Origin of the sequence: Seminibacterium arietis, from assembly GCF_042675725.1 — a bacterium.
GTDB classification, from domain to species: domain Bacteria; phylum Pseudomonadota; class Gammaproteobacteria; order Enterobacterales; family Pasteurellaceae; genus Seminibacterium; species Seminibacterium arietis.
The window spans coordinates 270,863-293,009 of the sequence record NZ_JBHTJN010000004.1 but is presented as its reverse complement, the minus strand read 5'-3'; the positions used below and the strand labels follow the sequence as shown (position 1 = coordinate 293,009).

Sequence of the window (22,147 nt, the reverse complement as noted above, 5' to 3'; positions counted from 1 at the left end):
AGCGGTATTTTTTCCGCTCTTTTTTATGTTTAACACTCACATTTTCTATTACGCAACATAGCGACCAACACCCAGTTCATCTTCTTTACGAGTGCGATTGATGATAGCTTGTGGCGATTGTGATATGCGTAATCCCATTTCATCTTCAGTACGCACCACATCACCACGAAGAGAATTGGTAAATACATCAGTGATTTTAATATCGACAAACTTACCGATCATATCAGGCGTTCCAACAAAGTTTACAATGCGGTTCGTTTCTGTTCGACCTGTTAATTCCATAATGTCTTTTTTGGACGGACCTTCAACTAATACACGTTGTTCAGTGCCGAGCATCGCACGACTAAATTGTGCCGCTTGATTGTTAATTCGCTGTTGTAGAATATATAAACGTTGTTTTTTCTCGTCTTCCGTTACATCATCAGGCATGTCTGCTGCTGGTGTGCCAGGACGAGCAGAATAAACAAAACTAAAACTCATATCAAAGTTGACTTGAGCAATTAAATTCATTGTATCTTCAAAATCTTGATCCGTTTCTCCAGGGAAGCCGACGATGAAATCAGAACTAATTTGAATGTGCGGTCGAACTTTTCGTAATTTACGAATAATCGATTTATACTCAATAGCAGTATGACCACGTTTCATCATATTTAGCACACGATCTGAGCCACTTTGCACAGGCAAATGTAAGAAACTGACTAATTCAGGCGTATCTGCATACACTTCAATAATATCATCAGTAAATTCAATTGGGTGGCTAGTCGTAAAGCGTAAGCGATCGATGCCATCAATTGCAGCAACTAAACGCAACAATTCAGCAAAAGTGCAAATTCCACCATCATAAGTTGGTCCTCGATAAGCGTTCACATTTTGTCCTAATAAGTTGACTTCACGCACGCCTTGTTCTGCTAATTGTGCTATTTCAAATAACACATCATCGAGTGGGCGGCTTACTTCTTCTCCACGAGTGTAAGGAACTACACAGAATGAGCAATATTTATTACAACCTTCCATAATAGAAACAAAAGCGGTTGGTCCTTCTGCTTTTGGTTCAGGCAGGCGATCAAACTTCTCGATTTCAGGAAAACTGACATCAACTACCGCACTTTTACCGCCACGAATTTGATTGATCATTTCAGGTAAACGATGTAGCGTTTGCGGACCAAAAATAATATCAACGAAAGGAGCTCGAGTGCGAATATGCTCCCCTTCTTGTGAAGCCACACAGCCCCCCACGCCAATTACCAGTGCAGGATTGTTTTTCTTTAATTCTTTCCAACGCCCCAACTGATGGAACACTTTTTCTTGTGCTTTTTCACGAATCGAGCAAGTATTTAGCAACAATACATCGGCTTCTTCAGGAATTTCTGTTAATTCAAAGCCGTGTGTACTATTGAGTAAATCCGCCATTTTTGAGCTGTCATACTCATTCATTTGACAGCCCCAAGTTTTAATATGTAATTTTTGCGTCATATAGCAGTAAATAAATTATCCGATAAAAAATTGATTGGCTATTTTACAGCCTTGTATTGATGGTGGCTAGTCTAAATCAGATTTTCTTTTGAATTTTAGTTGGAATGAGTAGAATAGAGAATACAAACTTAAAGTGAGTAAAGCAAAAATCAAGTGTAACGCATAAAAACAAAGGGGCTAAAAATGCAACAGCAAAAAGAGATCATTATTGTTGGTGGCGGTATGGTGGGGGCAGCTTGTGCTGTAGAATTAGCAAAATTAGGATTACAAATTCATTTAATTGAGCGTTCACCACTACCGCACTTTTGCCACGACATGCCTTACGACCTGCGGATTTCCGCCGTTAGCGTTGCATCAGTCGATTTATTAAAGCAACTCGGTGCATGGCAACATATTGAAGCAATGCGAGTTTGTCCTTATCAAGGGCTAGAAACGTGGGAAATTGACGGATTTTCAATCTCATTTCGTAGCGAACAGCTTAATTTATCTGAATTAGGCTACATGGTAGAAAATAATGTGATTCAGTTAGGGTTATGGAAAACGCTAACTCAATTTGAAAATGTGACAACTAGTGTTGGGTTTTCCGTTAAACAGAGTGAAAAGTGCGGTGAAAACTGGCAAATTCGTTTAGAAAATGATGAAGTTTATACCGCACCGTTAGTGATTGCAGCTGATGGGGCGAATTCACAGTTTCGCCAATTAGCAGGCATTGGGTTAACGGGGTGGCAGTATCGACAAAATTGCATGTTGATTGTGGTCAACACTGAATTACCACAGCAAGATACTACATGGCAACAATTTTACCCAACAGGTCCTCGTGCGTTTTTGCCTTTATGCAATCATCAGGCTTGTTTAGTGTGGTATGACAGCCCACAAAAAATTCGGCAGCTTAGTACGCTTTCAGCAGAAAAACTGGCAGAACAAATTCATCATTATTTTCCGCCACGTTTAGGTAAAGTTAGCGTGCAGTGTGCGGGCAGTTTTGAATTAATCCGCCGTCACGCACAACATTATTTCAAACAAGGCGTGGTGCTAGTGGGCGACTCAGCACACACGATTAATCCTCTAGCTGGGCAAGGGGTCAATTTAGGATTTAAGGATGTCAAAACATTGCTCGAGGTGCTAGAAAGTGCGGTCAAAAATCAACAAAATTTTGCATCTGATACAGTATTAAAACGCTATCAACGGCAACGTAAAGCCGATAATTTGTTGATGCAATCAGCGATGGATTTATTTTATAAAAGTTTTAAAGAAGATATTTTACCGCTCAAAATTGCTCGTAATGTGGCATTGTTAGCGATTAATAGAGCAGGATTTGTGAAAAAACAGGCGTTGAAATATGCTTTGGGATTGGCATCGTTGCCATTTTAACAGTATGTTTTTTAAGCGGTAATCGTGATAGGTATGATAATCGCTTTAATAATGAACAAAACAATTTATCATAATTGTGATCTGGATCACTAAATTGAAAGAACTTTTTCTTTTTTTCGTTGACACGCTATATATTTTCTGAAAATATAGCAATGCTTTTCGTGAAAGTAAGCTTGAGTTTCAAGCCTGCTTTTGTGTTATTATTATTTTTGATTCTGTAAGGAATTTTATTATGAAAAAGACATTAGTAGCATTAGCAGTTGCAGCGGTTGCCGCAACTTCAGCAAACGCCACTGTGGTGTATAACCAAGATGGCACTAAAATTGGTGTAAGCGGTCGTGTTGCTTTAGTTGTTTCTAAAACAAAAGAAACACGTACAGATTTGTATGACAACGGTTCTCGTTTCCGTATTGATGCATCACAAGAATTAGGAACTGGTTTTAGTGCATTAGGTGCTGCTGAATTACGTTTCGGTAATAAAAATAATGAATTTAAAGATATTGTATTAAAACGCCTCTATGCAGGATTAAAACATGATAACGTCGGTACATTAACATTCGGTAAACAATTAACTATCGGTGATGATGTTACTGTTGCAGACTACACTTACAACGGTTTTGGTGCAAATACTGTTATTTCTTCTGGTGACAAAGTAATTCGTTTACAATCACCTGATTTAGACGGTCTTACTTTAGAAGCTGACTATGTCTTCAGTGGTTCTAACAAGAAAGGAGAACCGAATGCAGATGGTTTTGTTGTAGGTGCGAAATACGAAACTTCATATGATGATTTCGGTGTGAATTTAATCGCAGCGTATAGCCAAAAACGTATTGCTGAACACAAAGTTGATAAAGTTGAAAGTCATAAATTAAAAGGATTAGCAGTGGGTGCAGAAGTTTCTCATGGTCCTGTAGCTGTTGCTTTCAACTGGGCTAACGAAAAAGGTACTCCTTCAACAGAAGCTGGAAAATTAAAACGTGACCTATTTGAAGTGGGTGCTAAATATCAATTCACTGACGTGAACTCAATTTACGGTCAATATTACTGGGGTAACGGTAAACTTACTAAAGCTGATAAAACAACTAAAGGTAAACTTAAAGGATGGTTTGTTGGTGCAGATCACAAATTTGCTAAAAATGTTCTTGTTTACTTAGAAGGCGGTAAATCAAAAGGTGAAGTTGGTTTAGCTGACATGAGCAAAGACGGTAAAGAAAAAGTTGTTCACGCTGGTTTACGTGTATTGTTCTAATTTGTTAGTGCAATAACATTACTTGTTGAAAGCCGCTTAAAAGCGGCTTTTTATTTTTTGCTTTTCGTTTCAACGTTATTGCTATAATTAAATGATGTTAAAAGTGCGGTGCGTTTTGGCAAATTTTTGATATTGAGTTAACGGCTAGTCGCTTAAGACATGGCGGTGAGAAGGGGATTCGAACCCCTGATGCACTTTCGCACATACACGCTTTCCAGGCGTGCTCCTTCAACCACTCGGACATCTCACCAAAGGATAGGGCGAAAATATAAATTTTTTGATTAATTTCGTCAAGTGTTTTTTATTTTTATTGCTCTGGTTGGGTAATCCAACAGCATTTTTAAGGCAAAATAAGTAAACAATAGTTCTTCTCGGCATTAATTTAAGCTAAAATAAAGCCTCTTAATTTCTATCAAATAATCAACTATGTTAAAAAAATGGTTTTTAACTAAAGACGTATTCCTCGCTGTAAAACCTTTCAGTGCATTAAAAGACAGCTTTAAAGCAGGCTATAGCAAAACTCATTTAGCAAGAGATATTATTGCAGGGTTGACGGTCGGTATTATTGCGATTCCGTTATCAATGGCGTTGGCTATTGCAAGTGGAGTTGCACCGCAACATGGGCTATATACCGCAATTGTAGCAGGCATTGTGATTGGAGTAACGGGTGGCTCACGGTTTAATATTTCGGGTCCAACTGCCGCCTTTGTGGTGATTTTATATCCAATTACTCAACAATTCGGATTAAGTGGCTTGCTAATGGCAACTTTGCTATCAGGTATCATTTTGATTCTAATGGCATTACTTCGTTTAGGGCGATTAATTGAATATATTCCGCTACCTGTCACTTTAGGATTTACTTGCGGTATTGGTATTGTCATTGCAACCTTACAAATCAAGGATTTTTTAGGCTTACAGGTTACACAGCTACCCGCAGATTATATCGGTAAAACACAAGCGATTTTTACCGCACTTCCAACTGTCAACTGGGCAGATGCAATAGTGGGTGGCGTTACATTATTAGTGTTAACACAATGGTATAGATTGCGTTTACGAATACCAGGACATTTGATTGCGGTAGTAATTGGTACATTGCTTTCGTTGTTGTTAGCGTCAATGGGATTTGAAGTAAAAACGATTGGCACCGCCTTTAGTTACACTTTATCCGATGGCACAACAGGCTACGGCATTCCCGATGTATTGCCTGAATTTGTGTTGCCATGGAATATTCCCAACTCGCAAGGAGAAACGATTAATTGGGATTTGCACAGCATCCAAACCTTATTACCTGCCGCTTTTTCGATGGCAATCTTAGGGGCGATAGAATCTTTACTATGTGCGGTGATTTTAGATAATATGACAGGTACTAAACATCATTCTAATAACGAATTATTAGCACAAGGATTAGGCAATATTGTATCGCCTTTTTTAGGCGGAATTACTGCAACTGCCGCGATAGCACGTTCTACGGCAAATGTGAAATCGGGCGGATTTTCACCACTTTCAGGCGTGATACATGCTTTGTTGGTGCTGTTTGCCTTGTTGTTTTTTGCTCAAGCCTTATCTTATTTGCCACTATCTTCTATGGCAGCATTATTGTTATTAGTGGCATGGAATATGGCGGATATTCCACAAATCATTCAATTGATTCGCCGTTCTGGTCCTAATGAAGTTGCGGTATTGATCACTTGTTTAATTTTAACAGTGATATTTGATATGGTCATTGCGATTACTGTTGGTGTGTTGTTTGCGAGTTTATTATTCATTCGCACTATTGCGGAAATGACGAAATCTTTAGAACAAGCCGTGCCAGAAGATCTGGCTGAAACAGTAATATATCGTATTAGTGGTCCTTTGTTTTTTGCGGCTGCTGATAACTTATTTGCAGATTTACACGAAAAAACTTGCACTTCTTCACACTCAATTAAACATATTGTATTGCAATGTGATGCGGTGACAGTATTAGATATGGGAGGTATTCAAGCTCTTACTCGGTTTGTACAGCATATGCAACCACAACAGCAGCTTTATATGTGCAATATGCAGTTTCAACCGCTACGCATGATTGTACGTTCTAATAAAATAAGTGAAATTAATCGAATAAATTTTGCCTCTAATCTTGATGATGTGTGCAATAAAATTCGATCTTTACAGTAAGTTTTTAGTTTGGCGTAAAATACAATTTTGCTAGTTTACTAGTTTGTATTTTACTGTTTTTTTAAACAGTATGTTCTTGCAAATATTGTAATTTACGCTACACTAGCCCGCAATTAAATAAATATTGAAAAGCACCGCACTTTATGAGCTATTTTAATCTTAATATTCCAACTCAAGCGAAAGATCACAAAATTATTGCTAATGTGATCGCCAGCAGTGAAGCCTTAACTATTACCGAAATCGCCCAACGCTATAAAGGTTTGACTGTAGTTGTTACTGATGAAGTAAAAAGTGCGGTACATTTAGAAAAAGTGTTGCGAGAGCTGTCAGATTGTCAAGTGACGCTATTTCCAGATTGGGAAACATTACCTTACGACAGTTTTTCGCCTCATCAGGAAATCATTTCGGCTCGCTTAAGTGCGTTATTTCATCTACAACAGAGTAAACAAGGCGTGTTTATTGTGCCTATTACTACGCTAATGCAGTTAGTTTGCCCGCCTGAATTTTTACAACACAATGTGCTGTTAATTAAACGTGGTGATACTTTGGTAATCGATAAATTGCGTTTACAGCTTGAAAATGCTGGTTATCGAGCAGTAGAGCAAGTGTTGGAACATGGTGAATATGCGGTGCGAGGAGCGTTGTTAGACTTATTTCCTATGGGAAGTGACGAGCCTTTTCGCTTAGACTTTTTTGATGATGAAATTGATAGTATTCGCACTTTTGACGTGGATTCACAGCGTACTTTAAAAGAAATTAATGCTATTAATTTATTGCCAGCAAGAGAATTTCCTTCTGATAGTAAGGGTATCGAATTTTTTCGTGGTAAGTTTCGTAGTACTTTTAGTGAAATTCGCCGTGATCCTGAACATATCTATCAGCAAATCAGTAAAGGTACTTGGGTGTCAGGAATTGAATATTGGCAACCTTTATTTTTTGATCGTATGGCAACATTATTTGAATATTTGCCAGCGGATACATTGTTTGTTAATTATGAGCATAATCAAACTCAAGCAGAGCGTTTTTATCAAGATATTTGTAAACGCTATGAGAGCTATCGAGTCGATCCTATGCGACCTTTACTTGAACCTAATCAGCTTTGGATTAACATTCAACAAATTCAGAGTTTGTTGAAAAATTATCCTGTTATCAATTTACGAGCAGAAAAAATTGTACGTCAATCAATCAAACAAAAGAATTTACCTGTTTCTCCATTGCCTGATGTGGCTTTACAATCTCAACAAAAAGAACCGCTAAAAGCATTACGCCAATTTATTGAACAATTTGAGGGGAATATTATTTTTGTTGTGGAAAGTGAAGGAAGACGTGAAACGTTACTTGACTTACTATCACCACTCAAATTAAAACCAAAACAGCTTCAACAACTAACAGCAAGTGAAACAAAGTGCGGTCTATTTATCGCAAGTTTAGAAAAAGGTTTTATTTTACATGCTGATGAAAATGATCTTGCGATAATTTGTGAAACGGATTTATTGGGTGAGCGGGTACAACAACGTACGAGAGATAAACGTAAAATAGTAAATCCTGATACATTGATTCGTCATCTTGCGGAGTTGAAAATTGGGCAGCCAGTGGTGCATTTAGATCATGGCGTTGGTCGTTATGGTGGTTTAGTTACATTAAAAAATAGCGGTATTAATGCAGAATTCTTATTATTGGAATATGCAAATCAATCTAAACTTTATGTGCCTGTTACTTCATTGCATTTGATTAGCCGTTATGTAGGTGGTTCAGATGAAAATGCTCCGTTACATAAATTAGGCAGTGACGCTTGGGTACGAACTCGTCAAAAAGCAGCGGAAAAGATTCGGGATGTAGCGGCAGAATTACTTGATGTGTATTCTCAAAGAGAAGTGCAAAAAGGCTTTGCTTTTCATTACGATCGTGATGAATTTTCACAATTTGTAGCCACTTTCCCTTTTGAAGAAACCGCAGATCAAAAAATGGCAATTAATGCGGTAATTTCTGATATGTGTCAAGCAAAAGCAATGGATCGCTTAGTTTGTGGTGATGTTGGATTTGGTAAAACAGAAGTAGCAATGCGAGCAGCTTTTTTAGCTGTAATGAATCACAAGCAAGTGGCAGTATTGGTCCCTACTACTTTATTAGCACAACAGCATTATGAAAATTTTAAAGATCGCTTTGCTAACTTGCCCGTTAATGTAGAAGTCCTTTCTCGTTTTAAAACAGCAAAAGAACAAAAACAGATTTTACAGAACGTTATTGATGGCAAAGTGGATATTTTAATTGGCACACATAAGTTAATTCAAAATGATGTCAAATTTAGCGATCTAGGATTGCTCATCATTGATGAAGAACATCGTTTTGGCGTACGACAAAAAGAAAAAATCAAACAATTGCGTGCTAATATCGATATTTTAACGTTAACGGCTACGCCGATTCCACGAACTTTAAATATGGCGATGAACGGTATTCGCGATTTATCTATTATTTCTACTCCACCCGCTCGTCGTTTAAGTATTAAAACTTTTGTGCGACAAACAGATGATTTAATTATTCGTGAAGCTATTTTGCGAGAGATTTTGCGAGGGGGACAAGTTTATTATTTACATAACGATGTTGCCAGTATTCAAAATTGTGCAGAAAAACTGACCGCACTTGTGCCAGAAGCTCGCATTATTATTGGTCATGGGCAAATGCGGGAACGTGAACTTGAACGGGTTATGTCAGATTTTTATCATCAGCGATTTAATGTGCTAGTTTGTTCTACTATTATTGAAACAGGGATCGATGTACCCACTGCGAATACCATTATTATTGAACGAGCGGATCATTTTGGATTAGCTCAATTGCATCAATTGCGTGGAAGAGTGGGGCGTTCTCATCATCAAGCCTATGCTTATTTATTGACACCACATCCAAAAATGATGACAAAAGATGCAATAAAACGTTTAGACGCTTTAGAAAATTTAGATAATCTTGGGGCTGGTTTTGTGTTAGCAACTCATGATCTTGAAATTCGAGGAGCAGGAGAATTACTTGGTGATGAACAAAGTGGTCAAATTGAGAGCATAGGTTTTTCTTTGTACATGGAATTACTAGAAAGTGCGGTTGATACATTGAAAGCAGGAAGAGAACCCTCCTTAGATGAACTCACTCGCCAGCAAGTTGAAATCGATTTACGAATACCAACGCTTTTACCTGAAGATTATTTAGGTGATGTGAATATGCGTTTGTCTTTTTATAAACGTATTGCAGGAGCAGAAAGCAAGCAGGAACTAGATGATCTCAAAGTTGAATTAATTGATCGTTTTGGCTTATTACCAGAACCTGCAAAAAATTTATTAAAAGTGGCAGAAATACGTTTATCAGCAAAATCACTTTTAATGACAAAAATCGACTTTACTGCACAAGGTGGATTTATTGAATTTAGTGCTAACGCAGAACTAGATCCAATGAAATTTCTACAACTAATTCAACAAGATCCTAAGGTGTATCGATTTGATGGTCCAACTAAATTTCGTATAAATAAAAATTTAGAGAGTCATCAAGAGCGGTTGAATTTTATTGCAGATTTAATACAAAAATTAGCTGATTAAGCCTAAATATGTACTGTGAGTGAATAGAACAATCAAATCAGTAAGAAAAAATGTTGATAGATCGCAATACAGGAATAGTTTAAAATGATTTCGCTTAGTTATAATCCTTTGTTGGGAGAAGAGAATGTATTTAACTCAAATTAAAGCAGAACTTGTGGAAGCACAAGAAGTATTAGCTCAATTTGTCAATGATGAGAACAATATCCGTTTAATTCAGCAAGCGGCGTTGTTGATTTCAAATAGTTTTAAACAAGGTGGAAAAGTGCTGTCTTGTGGTAATGGCGGTTCTCATTGTGATGCAATGCACTTTGCCGAAGAATTAACAGGACGTTATCGAGAAAATCGCCCAGGGTATCCAGCGATCGCTATTTCTGATGTTAGTCATTTAAGCTGCGTAAGTAATGACTTTGGTTACGAATATGTATTTTCTCGTTATGTAGAAGCAGTAGGACAAGCTGGCGATGTGCTGTTTGGTTTGTCAACGTCAGGTAATTCAAAAAATATTTTGAATGCGATTGCAGCGGCAAAACAGAAAGGAATGAAAGTAATTGCTTTAACAGGTAAAGACGGCGGTAAAATGGCAGGGTTAGCCGATGTTGAAATTCGTGTGCCACATTTTGGATATGCAGATCGTATCCAAGAAGTGCATATTAAAGTGATTCATATTTTGATGATGTTAATTGAATTTGAAATGGCTAAATAGAAATCATGTATTGATGTTAAAAGTGCGGTAAGTTTTGAGAAAATTTACCGCACTTTTTATATTTTAGTTCACAGGAATAATGACAGCTGGGGCGTCTGCCGCCTCAATTTTGTCAATTTGTTTTTGTAGTCCGTAATCGTTTTGATCTGCTTGATTGCTGAAAAGATCAATATTTGTATTGAGTAATGGATTTTTAATACCAATCCAATTTGCGATACCGTCGGTGAAATTTAGACCTGATTTAAACACATGATACACTTTTCTTTGCTGATCATCACTAGAGATTTTAAACAGCGGTATATTAAAATGTCGTTTACTTTTTCCATTGCTATTGTGAATTGAAATATTGTCTTCCGTAATTTGATGAGCTAAACCATGATCAGAAAAATAGATTATTGAAAAAGTGCGGTTATTTTTTTGATAATTATCAGTAAGCTTTTGATAGACTCGTTTAAGGAGTTCATCTGTTTTTTTAATAGAAGAAATATAACAATTTACATTGAAGTACTTTTTAGCAATTTTATTATCATCATAAATTTTATGGTAATCAGTTAGACGATCACAAGCAATAGGATGTGAACCATATAAATGTAAAATGATAAAGCGTTTTCCTTGATGCGGTTGTTGAATGAGCTGTGTAAACTTAGGCAATAATTCAAAATCGCTTATATTCTGGTTTTGAAAATCACCGCTCTTTAGAAAAATTTTTTCATCACTTTTATCTGCAATAGCAGAAATAGGAGTGTTAAATTGTCCAAAATACCCTTGATTAGATAACCAATAAGTTTTTATCCCAGCGGATTTAATTAGATCAATTAACGTTAAACTATAATTTCCTTCCCAATTTTTTGTATCAGCTTTAGTAAGCATTAATTTAAGTGAAGCAATAGTGTTTGTTCCTCCAGAAGTAAAACCATCAATTAATGTTCCGTTAGCAGAAGACATAAAAGGCGTATTTTCTATAGGATACCCATAAGCATGATGATAATCTTTTCTTGCACTTTCACCTATGATTAGAATGTAATCATCATATTTAGTTTGTTCGCTTAATTCTGATTTTCCCCAGCGACTTTCAATGCTTAAACTATTGAGCATAGACAATTCGTTTGTAACTTTATTGCCTGCTAAAATAGCCTCTTTCAATGGCGTAAAAGGAACATTGTCGAATAAAGCAAAAATAATTAACGCCGCAAGAAATATTTTATTTTTATGTAAATAGAGATGGAATTTTTGGGTACAAAAACGGAAAACAAACACTAAGCTAATGATTGCGATTGGCATTAAATAATTTATGACAGAAAGTTGTAAGAAAAACTCTTTACTTTCTTGCAAATTAGTTGCAAAGACAGAAGCAATATATTGATAAGATGGTGGTCCAAAATCTAAACCAATAGGTGAATAAAGTGCATAAACTAAAATTATTGGTAACAGAATAAGATAAAATAAGTGTTTTGATGAATTTAAGATAATAATTAAAGAAGCAAATAGCAGAATATTTGATAATGATGGATTCGGAAAATGACCCGATCCCATCAACGCTAATTTACTTGCAAAATACAAGGCGGTTAGTCCAATTATTGACATGATAAATCGGATTGCTAGCTTGTTTGTGTAATCGCTTTTCATTTTCTTTGTACTCAACAGAAAGATTAAACCGTTCGCTATTCTACTTGATTTTTTTCTGTGACTCTATGGGTTATTTTTGTCGGTCACCTATTTTCACAACGGAGATGTTGCTCTATAATAGGCGGAATTTTATATCCGATTTTTGTGAGGAAGAAATGAGCAAACCTGTCTATAAACGTATTCTACTTAAATTAAGTGGAGAGGCTTTACAAGGTGATGAAGGCTTTGGTATCGATCCTTCTATTTTAGATAGAATGGCTATTGAGATTAAAGAATTGATTGCAATGAATGTAGAAGTTGGAGTTGTATTAGGGGGAGGAAATTTATTCCGTGGTGCAAAATTAGCAAAAGCGGGTATGAATCGTGTGGTTGGCGACCATATGGGGATGTTGGCTACAGTAATGAATGGTTTAGCGATGCGTGATGCATTGCATCGTGCTGATGTTAATGCAAAACTGATGTCGGCTTTTCAGTTAAATGGAATTTGTGATACTTATAACTGGTCGGAAGCAATTAAAATGTTGCGTGAAAAACGGGTTGTCATTTTTTCTGGTGGCACTGGTAGTCCATTTTTTACGACTGATTCTGCAGCCTGTTTGCGAGGTATTGAAATTGAAGCAGATGTAGTACTGAAAGCAACTAAAGTTGATGGTGTTTATAATTGTGATCCAACAAAAAATGCTTCAGCTGTATTGTATCCTCATTTGACTTACGCTGAAGTAATTGACAGAGAGTTACAAGTAATGGATTTAGCAGCATTTACTTTGGCACGGGATCACGGCATGCCAATTCGTGTGTTTAATATGGGTAAAGCAGGGGCGTTACGCAAAGTCATTTTGGGTGAAGCTGAAGGTACGCTAATTTGTAATAAAAATTAATTAAGATTTAAGGAAATATTGTGATTAACGAAATTAAAAAAGATACGCAACAGCGTATGGAAAAAAGTCTTGAAAATTTTAGACATCATATTGCGAAAGTGAGAACAGGGCGAGCTCAACCAAGTTTGTTAGACGGCATTCAAGTGGAATATTATGGTTCTCCAACGCCATTACGTCAATTAGCAAATGTAGTTGCAGAAGATGCCAGAACATTAGCAGTTACCGTATTTGATCGTAGTTTAATTAGTGCTGTTGAAAAAGCGATTTTAACTTCTGATTTGGGTTTAAATCCATCTTCTGCTGGAACAACGATTCGTGTGCCGTTACCTCCGTTAACAGAAGAACGTCGTCGTGATTTAATCAAAATCGTGAAAGCAGAAGCAGAACAAGGCAGAATCGCGGTGCGTAATGTTCGCCGTGATGCTAACGATCAAATTAAAGCTTTATTAAAAGATAAAGAAATTAGTGAAGACGAAGAGCGTAAAGCACAAGACGAGGTTCAAAAACTAACTGATTCATATGTGAAAAAAGTTGATGAAGTGCTAGCAGATAAAGAAAAAGAGCTACTAGCCTTCTAATTTTAATAACGCTCAGAGGGGACGCTGTTGCGTCCTTTGTTTTGTCAGCATGAGATACATTGAAAATCAGAAAGTGCGGTGAAAATTAATGAAAAAACAACAAATTGTGATTTTAGGATCAACTGGCTCAATTGGTAAGAGTACCCTTTCAGTGATTGAACATAATCCTGAAAAATATCAAGTCTTTGCTTTAGTTGGAGGTCGAAATGTTGATCTTATGACTGAACAATGTATAAAATTTCAACCGCACTTTGCTGCTTTAGATGATAAGTTGGCTGCTAAAAAATTATCGGAAAATTTGACCGCACTTAATTCTAAAACGCAAGTGTTGTCAGGGCAGCAAGCCATTTGTGAATTGGCGGCTCATGATGAGGCAGATCAAGTAATGGCGGCTATTGTTGGAGCAGCAGGTTTGTTACCAACGCTTTCCGCTGTACAAGCAGGTAAGAAAGTGTTGCTGGCAAATAAAGAAAGTTTGGTGACTTGTGGGCAGTTATTTATTGAAGAAGTGAAAAAAAATAACGCCAAGTTATTGCCTGTAGATAGTGAACATAATGCAATTTTTCAATCTTTACCTCCACAAGCTCAGCAACAAATTGGTTTTTGTCCTTTATCGCAGTTAGGGATTAGCAAAATTGTGCTGACGGGATCAGGAGGACCTTTTAGAAATAGAACGATAGATACATTTGATAACATTACACCAGAACAAGCAATAGCTCATCCTAATTGGTCTATGGGGAAAAAGATTTCTGTCGATTCTGCTACGATGATGAATAAAGGGTTGGAATATATTGAAGCTAGATGGCTATTTAATGCTGATGCTGAACAAATAGAAGTGATCATTCATCCACAATCTATTATCCATTCTATGGTTCGATATGTTGATGGTTCAGTGATTGCCCAAATGGGTAATCCTGATATGCGAACGCCTATTGCGGAAACTATGGCATATCCTGATCGTATTTTCGCAGGAGTAGAACCACTTGATTTTTATCAATTGAACGGATTGACTTTTTTACAACCAGATTTTGCTCGTTATCCTAACTTAAAATTGGCAATGGATGCTTTCGCCGCTGGGCAATACGCTACTACCGCTATGAATGCTGCAAATGAAGTGGCAGTAGAAGCATTTTTAAATAGACGGATTAAATTTACTGATATAGCTAAAGTTAATCGAACTATAGTAGAAGAAATACCCGTACAACAAATTTACAGTATTGATGATGTACTTGATGTAGATTATAGAGCAAGAAAAATGGCATTAGCATTGTGTTAATTTTGAGCAATGATAACGGCTTGTACATAGCCACTATAGTGAAGTTGTGATATAGTCGTGAATAATTAACTTGATATAGAGTTTGTAGTAAATAATGACAAATATAGCTGTAGAGCCTATTCCCCAACATGTTGCTATTATTATGGATGGTAATGGTCGTTGGGCTAAACAGAAAGGAAAAATGCGTGTTTTTGGTCATAAGAATGGAGTGATTGCTGTACGAAATGCAGTTTCTTATGCTCGAAAAATTGGCGTTAAATTTTTAACTTTATATGCTTTTAGCAGTGAAAACTGGAATCGTCCCGAGCAGGAGATCACTGCGTTAATGACATTATTTATGCAAGCGTTAGATCTTGAAGTAAAAAAGTTACATCAAAATAATATACGTTTGAAAATTATTGGTGATACGTCTCGTTTCAGTGAAAGTTTACGTCGTAAAATTGCTAGGGCGGAAAAATTAACTGAAAATAATACCGCACTTGTGCTAAATATTGCCGCTAACTATGGTGGACAGTGGGATATTGTGCAAGCGGTTCAGAAAGTGGCTAATATGGTAAAAGATCAACAATTAGAAGTGGATCAAATTTCACCACAGTTGTTTGAACAATATCTAGTGACACAAGATCAACCAGCTGTGGATTTATTAATTCGCACGAGTGGTGAATTGCGAATTAGTAATTTTTTATTATGGCAAATTGCTTATGCGGAATTATATTTTTCACAAGTATTATGGCCAGATTTTAATGAAGAAGAATTTGAACAAGCAGTACAGGCTTATCAAAAGCGTCATCGCCGTTTTGGTGGGATAGAATAAAGGAGTAAATTGTGCTTAAACAACGCATTATATCAGCTGTCGTACTAATTGTTGCAGTATTGATTGCTTTAATTTGGTTTTCCCCTTTTTACTTAGCTTTGACTTTGGGTGTCGTTGTTACTTTAGGGGTGTGGGAGTGGACTCAATTCGCTCAGATTAAGACGGGCTTTTGGCGATTATTAATTGCAGGATTAGTAGGTTGTTTTTTATTTATTTGGATTTTCGGTGAAGCTCGTTATTTACGAGTTGGACGAGTTTTTGAAAATTACTCTGCTTTATTGCTACTTTCCTCTGTTTTATGGTGGGCAGCAGCATTAATTTTCGTCGTTAACTATCCAAATAGTGCGAATATTTGGGGAAAATCTGCGTTTTTACAATTAATTTTTTCTTTTCTCACTTTAATTCCTTTTTTTACAGCTGTTTTACGTTTACGTTTAGAGCATTATTATGTCGAGCAATATCAGGGATTATGGCTATTGCTTTATGTATTTATATTGGTTTGGGCAGCGGACTCAGGAGCATATTTTGTAGGTAGGAAATTTGGTAAACACAAATTAGCACCAAAAGTCTCTCCAGGGAAAACTTGGGAAGGTGTATTTGGAGGGTTAATAACCGCTGCAGTTTTAGCAACTCTTTTTGTTCAGCTTACACCACAAAATTTATTTCGTTTACCAACCGCACTTTTTATAGGACTCTCTGTTTGTACTGTCGCAATTTCTATATTAGGTGATTTAACAGAAAGTATGTTTAAGCGAGAATGTAAAATTAAAGATAGTAGCCAGCTTATACCAGGGCATGGTGGCGTGTTGGATCGCATTGATAGTTTAACCGCGGCAGTTCCCTTTTTTGCCTATTTTTATTTTTACGTGTTATAGAGAGTTATAAGATATTTATGTCATTTTTGTGGTCTTTGTTTTCATTTTTGATAGCCATCTCTATTTTAGTTTTTGTTCATGAGTATGGTCACTTTTGGGCTGCAAGAAAGTGCGGTATTAAAGTAGAACGTTTTTCTATTGGTTTTGGTAAAGTGCTATGGTCTAAAATTGATAAAAAAGGGACAGAATTTGCAGTTTCAATTATTCCGCTTGGTGGATATGTAAAAATGCTAGATGAGCGGAATCAGAGTGTACCTACAGAATTAAAAGCTCAATCTTTCAATAATAAAACGGTATTACAACGATCCTTTGTGATCGCTGCTGGTCCGCTTGCGAATTTTATTTTTGCAATTTTTGCTTATTCTATAGTGTATTTGATCGGAATTCCTTCCGTTAAACCTGTTATCGAACAAATCCGACCTCACTCTATTGCTGCTAAAGCTGGAATGCAAGCGAATGTTCAAATTTTAGCGGTTGATGGTACACCAGCTCCTGATTGGGAAACTATCAACATGCTATTAGCTACTAAGTTGGGTGAGTCATCAGTTCAATTATCAGTGTCTCCCTTTGGTTCGAGTGTTGAACAATATAAAGTATTAGATCTCACAAATTGGCAATTTAATCCAGAAAAACAGAGTGCCTTTGATTCTTTAGGTATTGAACCTGTAAGAACTAAAGTTGAAATGAGAGTGTCTAACGTTGCAGAAAATTCACCAGCAGCACGAGCTGGAATATTAATTGGTGATCAGTTGTTCAAAGAAGATGGATCTTCCCTTGAATGGATGGAATTTGTTAAAACTGTTCAAGAAGGTAAAACGATTAAGTTGCAAGTTGAGCGAGCGGGTGAATTTTTTAAAATACTATTGCAGCCTGAATTAAATGCTAAAAAGAAATATTATGTTGGTATTTCACCTACAGTGCAACCGATTGCTAATGAGTATCAAACCGAAATAAAATATGATATGCTTGATTCTCTTTTGAAAGGGGTTGAGAAAACATTTCAGCTATCTTGGCTGACAATAAAAGTTATAGGTAAATTGTTTACTGGTGATTTGTCGGTGAATAATTTGAGTGGTCCGATTTCTATTGCAAAAGGTGCGGGAATTTCTTCACAAATTGGTTTAGTGTATTATCTTAGTTTTATGGCGTTAATTAGTGTTAACTTAGGTATAATGAATTTATTCCCTTTACCAGTATTAGATGGAGGACACTTGATATTTTTATTAGCCGAAGCTGTGAAAGGAAAACCTATCTCAGAATCTGTGCAGAATGTTGCATATCGGATTGGTGCGACGTTGTTGTTAATGCTAACTGCTTTAGCATTATTTAATGATTTTTTACGTCTATAATTTATTTTTAATAACAAGGACAAAGGTAACGATGAAAAAACTTTTGATTGCTAGTCTTCTGTTGGGTTCGACGGCTACTATTGCTGCACCTTTCGTGATACAAGATATTCGGATTGATGGTATTCAATCAGGAATGGATGATAATGTCTTGTCTAGCTTACCTGTTCGAATAGGACAGAAAGCAACGGATAATGATATTGCTAATGTAGTAAGAACTTTATTTTTACGTGGCTATGAGAATGTCAGAGCTACAAGGGAAGGGAATACGTTATTAATTTCTGTACAACAACGCCCGATTATCAGTGAAGTTGTATTGGAAGGAAATGATTCAATTCCAAGTGAAGCAATTAAAGAAAACTTAAATGCTAATGGTTTTGCTATTGGAAATGTATTGGATCGTGATAAATTAGAAGCGTTTCGCCAAAGTATGCTAGATCATTATCGTAGCGTAGGACGGTACAATGCAACTATTGAAACTATTATTACGCCAATAGCAAATAATGGTGCTGAATTAAAACTAAAATTTAAAGAAAATGACGTTGCACTATTAAAAGACATTAAATTTGAGGGCAACAAGGCTTTTAGTGCAGGAAAACTAGAAGAACAAATGCAATTGCAATCTGATGCTTGGTGGAAGTTTTTTGGTAATAAATTTGATTCTGTACAATTTGGTAAAGATTTAGAAGCATTACGTAATTTCTATCTTGAAAACGGATATGTAAAATTTCAGATTTCTGGAACGGATGTTCAATTGAATGAAGATAAAACGGAAGCTAGAGTTCGAATAGCAATTAATGAAGGTGAGCAGTATCGAGTCACTAATGTTCGAATTGTAGGCGATGTTGGAGGCATGTCGGAAGAATTAGAACCATTACTGAAAAAAATTAGAATGAATGATACTTATCGTGTCAGTGATGTTTCCTATGTAGAAAATGCTATTAAAGCAAAATTAGGTGAGCAAGGTTATGCAACCTCGACAGTGAACATTAGTCCTCAATTTAATGAGAATGATAATACGATGTCAATAACATTTGTAGTTGATGCTGGTCGTCGTTACTCTGTTCGTCAAATTCGTTTTGAAGGCAATACAGTAAGTGCGGATAAAACTCTACGACAAGAAATGCGTCAACAAGAAGGAACATGGCTGTCTTCTCAACTAGTTGAATTAGGTAAATTGCGATTAGAACGCACGGGATTTTTTGAAACAGTAGAATCTCGTACTGAAACAGTACCAGGTGTTTTTGATCAACTTGATGTTATTTATCGAGTAAAAGAACGTAACACAGGTAGTTTGAACTTTGGTATCGGTTATGGTACGGAGAGTGGATTCAGTTATCAAGCAAGTGTTAAGCAAGACAATTTCTTAGGAATGGGATCATCTATTAGCCTTGCTGGTTCCCGTAACGACTATGGTACTAGTTTGAATTTAGGTTATACTGAACCTTATTTCACCAAAGATGGCGTTAGTTTAGGTGGAAATATCTTCTTTGAAGATTATGACAATTCAAAAAGTAAAACCTCTTCTACTTATGGTCGAACCATGTATGGAGCGAGTGTAAATTTAGGTTTCCCAGTAAATGAAAATAACTCTTATTATATTGGTTTAGGTTACATCTACAATAAACTAAAAAATATTACACCAGAATATAACCGCTCTTTATATATGAAATCCATGAATTTTGACACATGGAAAATTAAAGCGAGTGATTTTGAGCTTTCTTTTGGTTGGAATTATAATAGTTTGAATAGAGGTTACTTCCCAACTAAAGGAACAAGAGCTTCTGCTAGCGGTAAAGTGACTATTCCTGGATCAGATAATAAATATTATAAGTTGAGTGCTGATGTACAAAGTTTCTATCCATTAGATCGTGATCACACTTGGATTGTATCCGCTAAGGCAACAGCTGCTTATGCTGATGGATTAAGTGGTAAACGCTTACCTTTCTATCAAAATTATTCTGCTGGAGGAATTGGTAGTTTACGTGGTTTTGCTTATGGTGCAATTGGACCAAATGCAATCTATTTAGCACAAAATTGTCAAAATAGCACGGCGGGCTATTGTAATGTGAGCAAAGATATTATTGGTGGTAATGCGATGGTTACAGCAAGTGCTGAATTGATTGTGCCAACGCCTTTTGTTGCTGATAAGAATCAACGTTCAGTGAGAACTTCATTGTTTGTTGATATGGCTTCTGTGTGGAATACTCGTTGGAAAGCAGAAGATAAAGCGAAGTTTGCTAATCTTAAATTACCAGATTACAGTGATCCTAGTCGTATTCGTGCATCTGCTGGTGTCGCATTCCAGTGGCAATCACCAATAGGACCTTTAGTATTCTCTTATGCGAAACCAGTTAAAAAATATGAAGGTGATGAAATTGAGCAATTCCAATTTAGTATTGGTGGCTCATTCTAACCCGAACTTATATTAGATCTAAAAGTCTAATTTTGAAGTTACACCACTACTTGTCAGTGGTGTAACAGCAAGTAGTTTAAATTAATTTTTAAGGAAAATTTCAGTATGAAAAAAGCAGTAAAATTGACCGCACTTTCTTTAGCATTAGCATTAGGTTCATCTGTTGCAATGGCTGATGATAATATTGGATTTGTTAATGTGGATTATTTAATTATTAACCACCCTACACGTCCAGCAGAATTAGAAAAATTTAATGCGGAAATTAAAGCACCATTGGAAAAATTGAAAAATTCAGAAAAAGCGTTACAAGAGAAAAAAATGTCTTTCGAAAAAGAAATCGAAGGAAAAGTTAAAGCATTAGAAAAAGATGCAAAAAAATTACGTCAAGCAGATATTAAAAAGCGTCAAGATGAAATTAATAAGTTAGCTGAAAAACGTAATGCTGAATTGAATGCTTTAGTAGCAGAACATCAGAAAAATGTAGCTAAGTTTGATCAAGATAATCAGAAACGAGATCATGAACTAACAAAACGATTTTTGAATGATATTGCCGAAGCAACTAAAAAAGTAGCAAAAGAGAAAAATTTCACTGCGGTTTTAGAAGAAAGAAATGCTGTGTATATAGCTGATGGCAAAAACATCACTCAAGATGTTTTGAAAGCACTTCCAGCTCCAGCTAAGGCAAAATAATGCAACAATATTCACTTAGAATATTAGCGGAAAAAGTCGGCGGCACTATACGAGGTAACGCCGATGTTTTGGTTGATAGCATTGCTCCGCTAGATAAAGCATTGAAGAATCAGCTTACTTTTATTTCCAATCCTAAATTTCGTGAGCTATTGCGTGATTCCCAAGCAGGGATTTTAGTTGTAGCTCAAAGCGATGTCGATTTTTGTTCCTCAGATAGCAATTTATTAATTGTTAATGATCCTTATGTTGCTTATGCGGTGTTAGCTCAATTTATGGATAATACGCCAAAAGCTGCTTGCGAAATCGCATCGAGTGCGGTCGTTTCATCAACTGCAAAATTAGGTTGTAATGTATCAGTTGGAGCAAATGCTGTAATTGAAGATAATGTCGAATTAGGCGACAATGTAGTGATTGGAGCTGGTTGTTTCGTCGGCAAGAATGCAAAGATTGGTTCGAATACTCAGCTTTGGGCGAACGTAAGTATTTATCACAACGTACAAATTGGTAATAACTGTTTAATTCAATCAGGGGCAGTGATTGGTAGCGATGGATTTGGTTATGCTAACGATCGTGGTCGCTGGATAAAAATTCCTCAAACAGGTACAGTGATCATTGGTGACAATGTAGAAATAGGTGCCTGTACTTGTATTGATCGTGGAGCATTAGAGGCCACTGTAATTGAAGACAACGTGATTATTGATAATCTTTGCCAGATTGCTCACAACGTACATATTGGTACTGGTACGGCGGTGGCTGGTGGGGTAATTATGGCTGGTAGTTTGAAAGTAGGTCGTTATTGTTTAATTGGTGGTGCTAGTGTCTTAAATGGACATATGGAGATCTGTGATAAAGTTACTATTACGGGTATGGGGATGGTAATGCGTCCAATTACTGAACCAGGAATATATTCATCAGGTATTCCATTGCAAACTAATAAACAATGGAGAAAAACAGCTGCACTTACATTAGATATAGAAAAAATCCATAAGCGATTGAAAACATTAGAGAAGAAACTAAGCTAAAGTTAATATGTGATGTTGTTCTAAGATAGCTTTTTTTGTATTGATTAATTAAATATCGTATAATTTTCTTCAAGCTAGTTTTTATTATTTTT

16 protein-coding genes and 1 tRNA gene are annotated in these 22,147 nt (G+C 36.3%); 14 read left to right on the top strand and 3 right to left on the bottom strand.

Features of this window, described 5'->3' with window-relative positions; all coding sequences use genetic code 11:
* Positions 1-48 precede the first annotated feature (48 nt).
* On the bottom strand, positions 49-1,473 hold the full coding sequence (miaB, locus tag ACFQ02_RS02305) for a tRNA (N6-isopentenyl adenosine(37)-C2)-methylthiotransferase MiaB (protein ID WP_380818748.1): 1,425 nt from the start codon (positions 1,471-1,473) through the stop codon (positions 49-51).
* A gap of 183 nt (positions 1,474-1,656) precedes the next feature.
* On the opposite strand from miaB, the gene ACFQ02_RS02300 reads away from it, so the two are divergent.
* Both ACFQ02_RS02300 and ACFQ02_RS02295 read left to right on the top strand, forming a co-directional pair.
* Positions 1,657-2,844 (top strand): FAD-dependent oxidoreductase, encoded by a 1,188-nt coding sequence (locus ACFQ02_RS02300; protein WP_380818745.1) that lies wholly within the window; start codon positions 1,657-1,659, stop codon positions 2,842-2,844.
* Positions 2,845-3,076: 232 nt separating this feature from the next.
* On the top strand, positions 3,077-4,093 hold the full coding sequence (locus tag ACFQ02_RS02295; RefSeq protein ID WP_380818742.1) for a porin: 1,017 nt from the start codon (positions 3,077-3,079) through the stop codon (positions 4,091-4,093).
* A gap of 160 nt (positions 4,094-4,253) precedes the next feature.
* Here the strand turns inward: ACFQ02_RS02295 and ACFQ02_RS02290 are convergent.
* Positions 4,254-4,343: transfer RNA gene (locus tag ACFQ02_RS02290), tRNA-Ser, on the bottom strand.
* Between the two features lie 176 nt (positions 4,344-4,519).
* Between ACFQ02_RS02290 and dauA the strand changes: the two genes are divergently transcribed.
* From dauA to lpcA, 3 genes are all read left to right on the top strand, one after another.
* Complete coding sequence (gene dauA, locus ACFQ02_RS02285; protein ID WP_380818739.1) at positions 4,520-6,250, top strand: C4-dicarboxylic acid transporter DauA; 1,731 nt, start codon at positions 4,520-4,522, stop codon at positions 6,248-6,250.
* 143 nt (positions 6,251-6,393) lie between these two features.
* Positions 6,394-9,831: a transcription-repair coupling factor gene (gene mfd / locus ACFQ02_RS02280; RefSeq protein ID WP_380818736.1), complete on the top strand. Its 3,438-nt coding sequence runs from the start codon at positions 6,394-6,396 to the stop codon at positions 9,829-9,831.
* A gap of 124 nt (positions 9,832-9,955) precedes the next feature.
* Entirely contained in the window at positions 9,956-10,534 is a 579-nt protein-coding gene (gene lpcA / locus ACFQ02_RS02275) for a D-sedoheptulose 7-phosphate isomerase (protein WP_380818734.1), read from the top strand.
* 63 nt (positions 10,535-10,597) lie between these two features.
* On the opposite strand, the gene ACFQ02_RS02270 is transcribed toward lpcA, so the two are convergent.
* On the bottom strand, positions 10,598-12,160 hold the full coding sequence (locus ACFQ02_RS02270; protein ID WP_380818732.1) for a phosphoethanolamine transferase: 1,563 nt from the start codon (positions 12,158-12,160) through the stop codon (positions 10,598-10,600).
* Positions 12,161-12,315: 155 nt separating this feature from the next.
* On the opposite strand from ACFQ02_RS02270, the gene pyrH reads away from it, so the two are divergent.
* From pyrH to lpxD, 9 genes are all read left to right on the top strand, one after another.
* Positions 12,316-13,038 carry a UMP kinase gene (gene pyrH / locus ACFQ02_RS02265; protein ID WP_380818731.1) on the top strand — a complete coding sequence of 241 codons (723 nt, stop codon included), beginning with the start codon at positions 12,316-12,318 and terminating at the stop codon, positions 13,036-13,038.
* Between the two features lie 20 nt (positions 13,039-13,058).
* On the top strand, positions 13,059-13,616 hold the full coding sequence (gene frr, locus ACFQ02_RS02260; protein WP_380818729.1) for a ribosome recycling factor: 558 nt from the start codon (positions 13,059-13,061) through the stop codon (positions 13,614-13,616).
* Positions 13,617-13,704: 88 nt separating this feature from the next.
* Positions 13,705-14,892 (top strand): 1-deoxy-D-xylulose-5-phosphate reductoisomerase, encoded by a 1,188-nt coding sequence (gene ispC / locus ACFQ02_RS02255; protein ID WP_380818727.1) that lies wholly within the window; start codon positions 13,705-13,707, stop codon positions 14,890-14,892.
* Between the two features lie 94 nt (positions 14,893-14,986).
* On the top strand, positions 14,987-15,706 hold the full coding sequence (gene uppS, locus ACFQ02_RS02250; protein ID WP_380818725.1) for a polyprenyl diphosphate synthase: 720 nt from the start codon (positions 14,987-14,989) through the stop codon (positions 15,704-15,706).
* Between the two features lie 11 nt (positions 15,707-15,717).
* Positions 15,718-16,581 carry a phosphatidate cytidylyltransferase gene (locus ACFQ02_RS02245; protein WP_380818723.1) on the top strand — a complete coding sequence of 288 codons (864 nt, stop codon included), beginning with the start codon at positions 15,718-15,720 and terminating at the stop codon, positions 16,579-16,581.
* 17 nt (positions 16,582-16,598) lie between these two features.
* Complete coding sequence (gene rseP / locus ACFQ02_RS02240) at positions 16,599-17,930, top strand: sigma E protease regulator RseP (RefSeq protein WP_380818721.1); 1,332 nt, start codon at positions 16,599-16,601, stop codon at positions 17,928-17,930.
* A gap of 31 nt (positions 17,931-17,961) precedes the next feature.
* Positions 17,962-20,343, top strand: coding sequence for an outer membrane protein assembly factor BamA (gene bamA, locus ACFQ02_RS02235; protein ID WP_380818719.1), 2,382 nt, complete (start codon positions 17,962-17,964; stop codon positions 20,341-20,343).
* A gap of 105 nt (positions 20,344-20,448) precedes the next feature.
* Complete coding sequence (locus ACFQ02_RS02230) at positions 20,449-21,033, top strand: OmpH family outer membrane protein (protein WP_380818717.1); 585 nt, start codon at positions 20,449-20,451, stop codon at positions 21,031-21,033.
* Positions 21,033-22,055, top strand: coding sequence for a UDP-3-O-(3-hydroxymyristoyl)glucosamine N-acyltransferase (lpxD, locus tag ACFQ02_RS02225; RefSeq protein ID WP_380818714.1), 1,023 nt, complete (start codon positions 21,033-21,035; stop codon positions 22,053-22,055). The genes ACFQ02_RS02230 and lpxD overlap by 1 nt, the downstream gene beginning before the upstream one ends.
* Positions 22,056-22,147 lie beyond the last annotated feature (92 nt).

Excerpts from the sequence above, each read along its gene's own strand:
- miaB (WP_380818748.1), bottom strand. The coding sequence starts at position 1,473 with ATGACGCAAAAATTACATATTAAAACTTGGGGCTGTCAAATGAATGAG.
- ACFQ02_RS02300 (WP_380818745.1), top strand. The coding sequence starts at position 1,657 with ATGCAACAGCAAAAAGAGATCATTATTGTTGGTGGCGGTATGGTGGGG.
- ACFQ02_RS02295 (WP_380818742.1), top strand. The coding sequence starts at position 3,077 with ATGAAAAAGACATTAGTAGCATTAGCAGTTGCAGCGGTTGCCGCAACT.
- dauA (WP_380818739.1), top strand. The coding sequence starts at position 4,520 with ATGTTAAAAAAATGGTTTTTAACTAAAGACGTATTCCTCGCTGTAAAA.
- mfd (WP_380818736.1), top strand. The coding sequence starts at position 6,394 with ATGAGCTATTTTAATCTTAATATTCCAACTCAAGCGAAAGATCACAAA.
- lpcA (WP_380818734.1), top strand. The coding sequence starts at position 9,956 with ATGTATTTAACTCAAATTAAAGCAGAACTTGTGGAAGCACAAGAAGTA.
- ACFQ02_RS02270 (WP_380818732.1), bottom strand. The coding sequence starts at position 12,160 with ATGAAAAGCGATTACACAAACAAGCTAGCAATCCGATTTATCATGTCA.
- pyrH (WP_380818731.1), top strand. The coding sequence starts at position 12,316 with ATGAGCAAACCTGTCTATAAACGTATTCTACTTAAATTAAGTGGAGAG.
- ispC (WP_380818727.1), top strand. The coding sequence starts at position 13,705 with ATGAAAAAACAACAAATTGTGATTTTAGGATCAACTGGCTCAATTGGT.
- uppS (WP_380818725.1), top strand. The coding sequence starts at position 14,987 with ATGACAAATATAGCTGTAGAGCCTATTCCCCAACATGTTGCTATTATT.
- rseP (WP_380818721.1), top strand. The coding sequence starts at position 16,599 with ATGTCATTTTTGTGGTCTTTGTTTTCATTTTTGATAGCCATCTCTATT.
- bamA (WP_380818719.1), top strand. The coding sequence starts at position 17,962 with ATGAAAAAACTTTTGATTGCTAGTCTTCTGTTGGGTTCGACGGCTACT.
- ACFQ02_RS02230 (WP_380818717.1), top strand. The coding sequence starts at position 20,449 with ATGAAAAAAGCAGTAAAATTGACCGCACTTTCTTTAGCATTAGCATTA.
- lpxD (WP_380818714.1), top strand. The coding sequence starts at position 21,033 with ATGCAACAATATTCACTTAGAATATTAGCGGAAAAAGTCGGCGGCACT.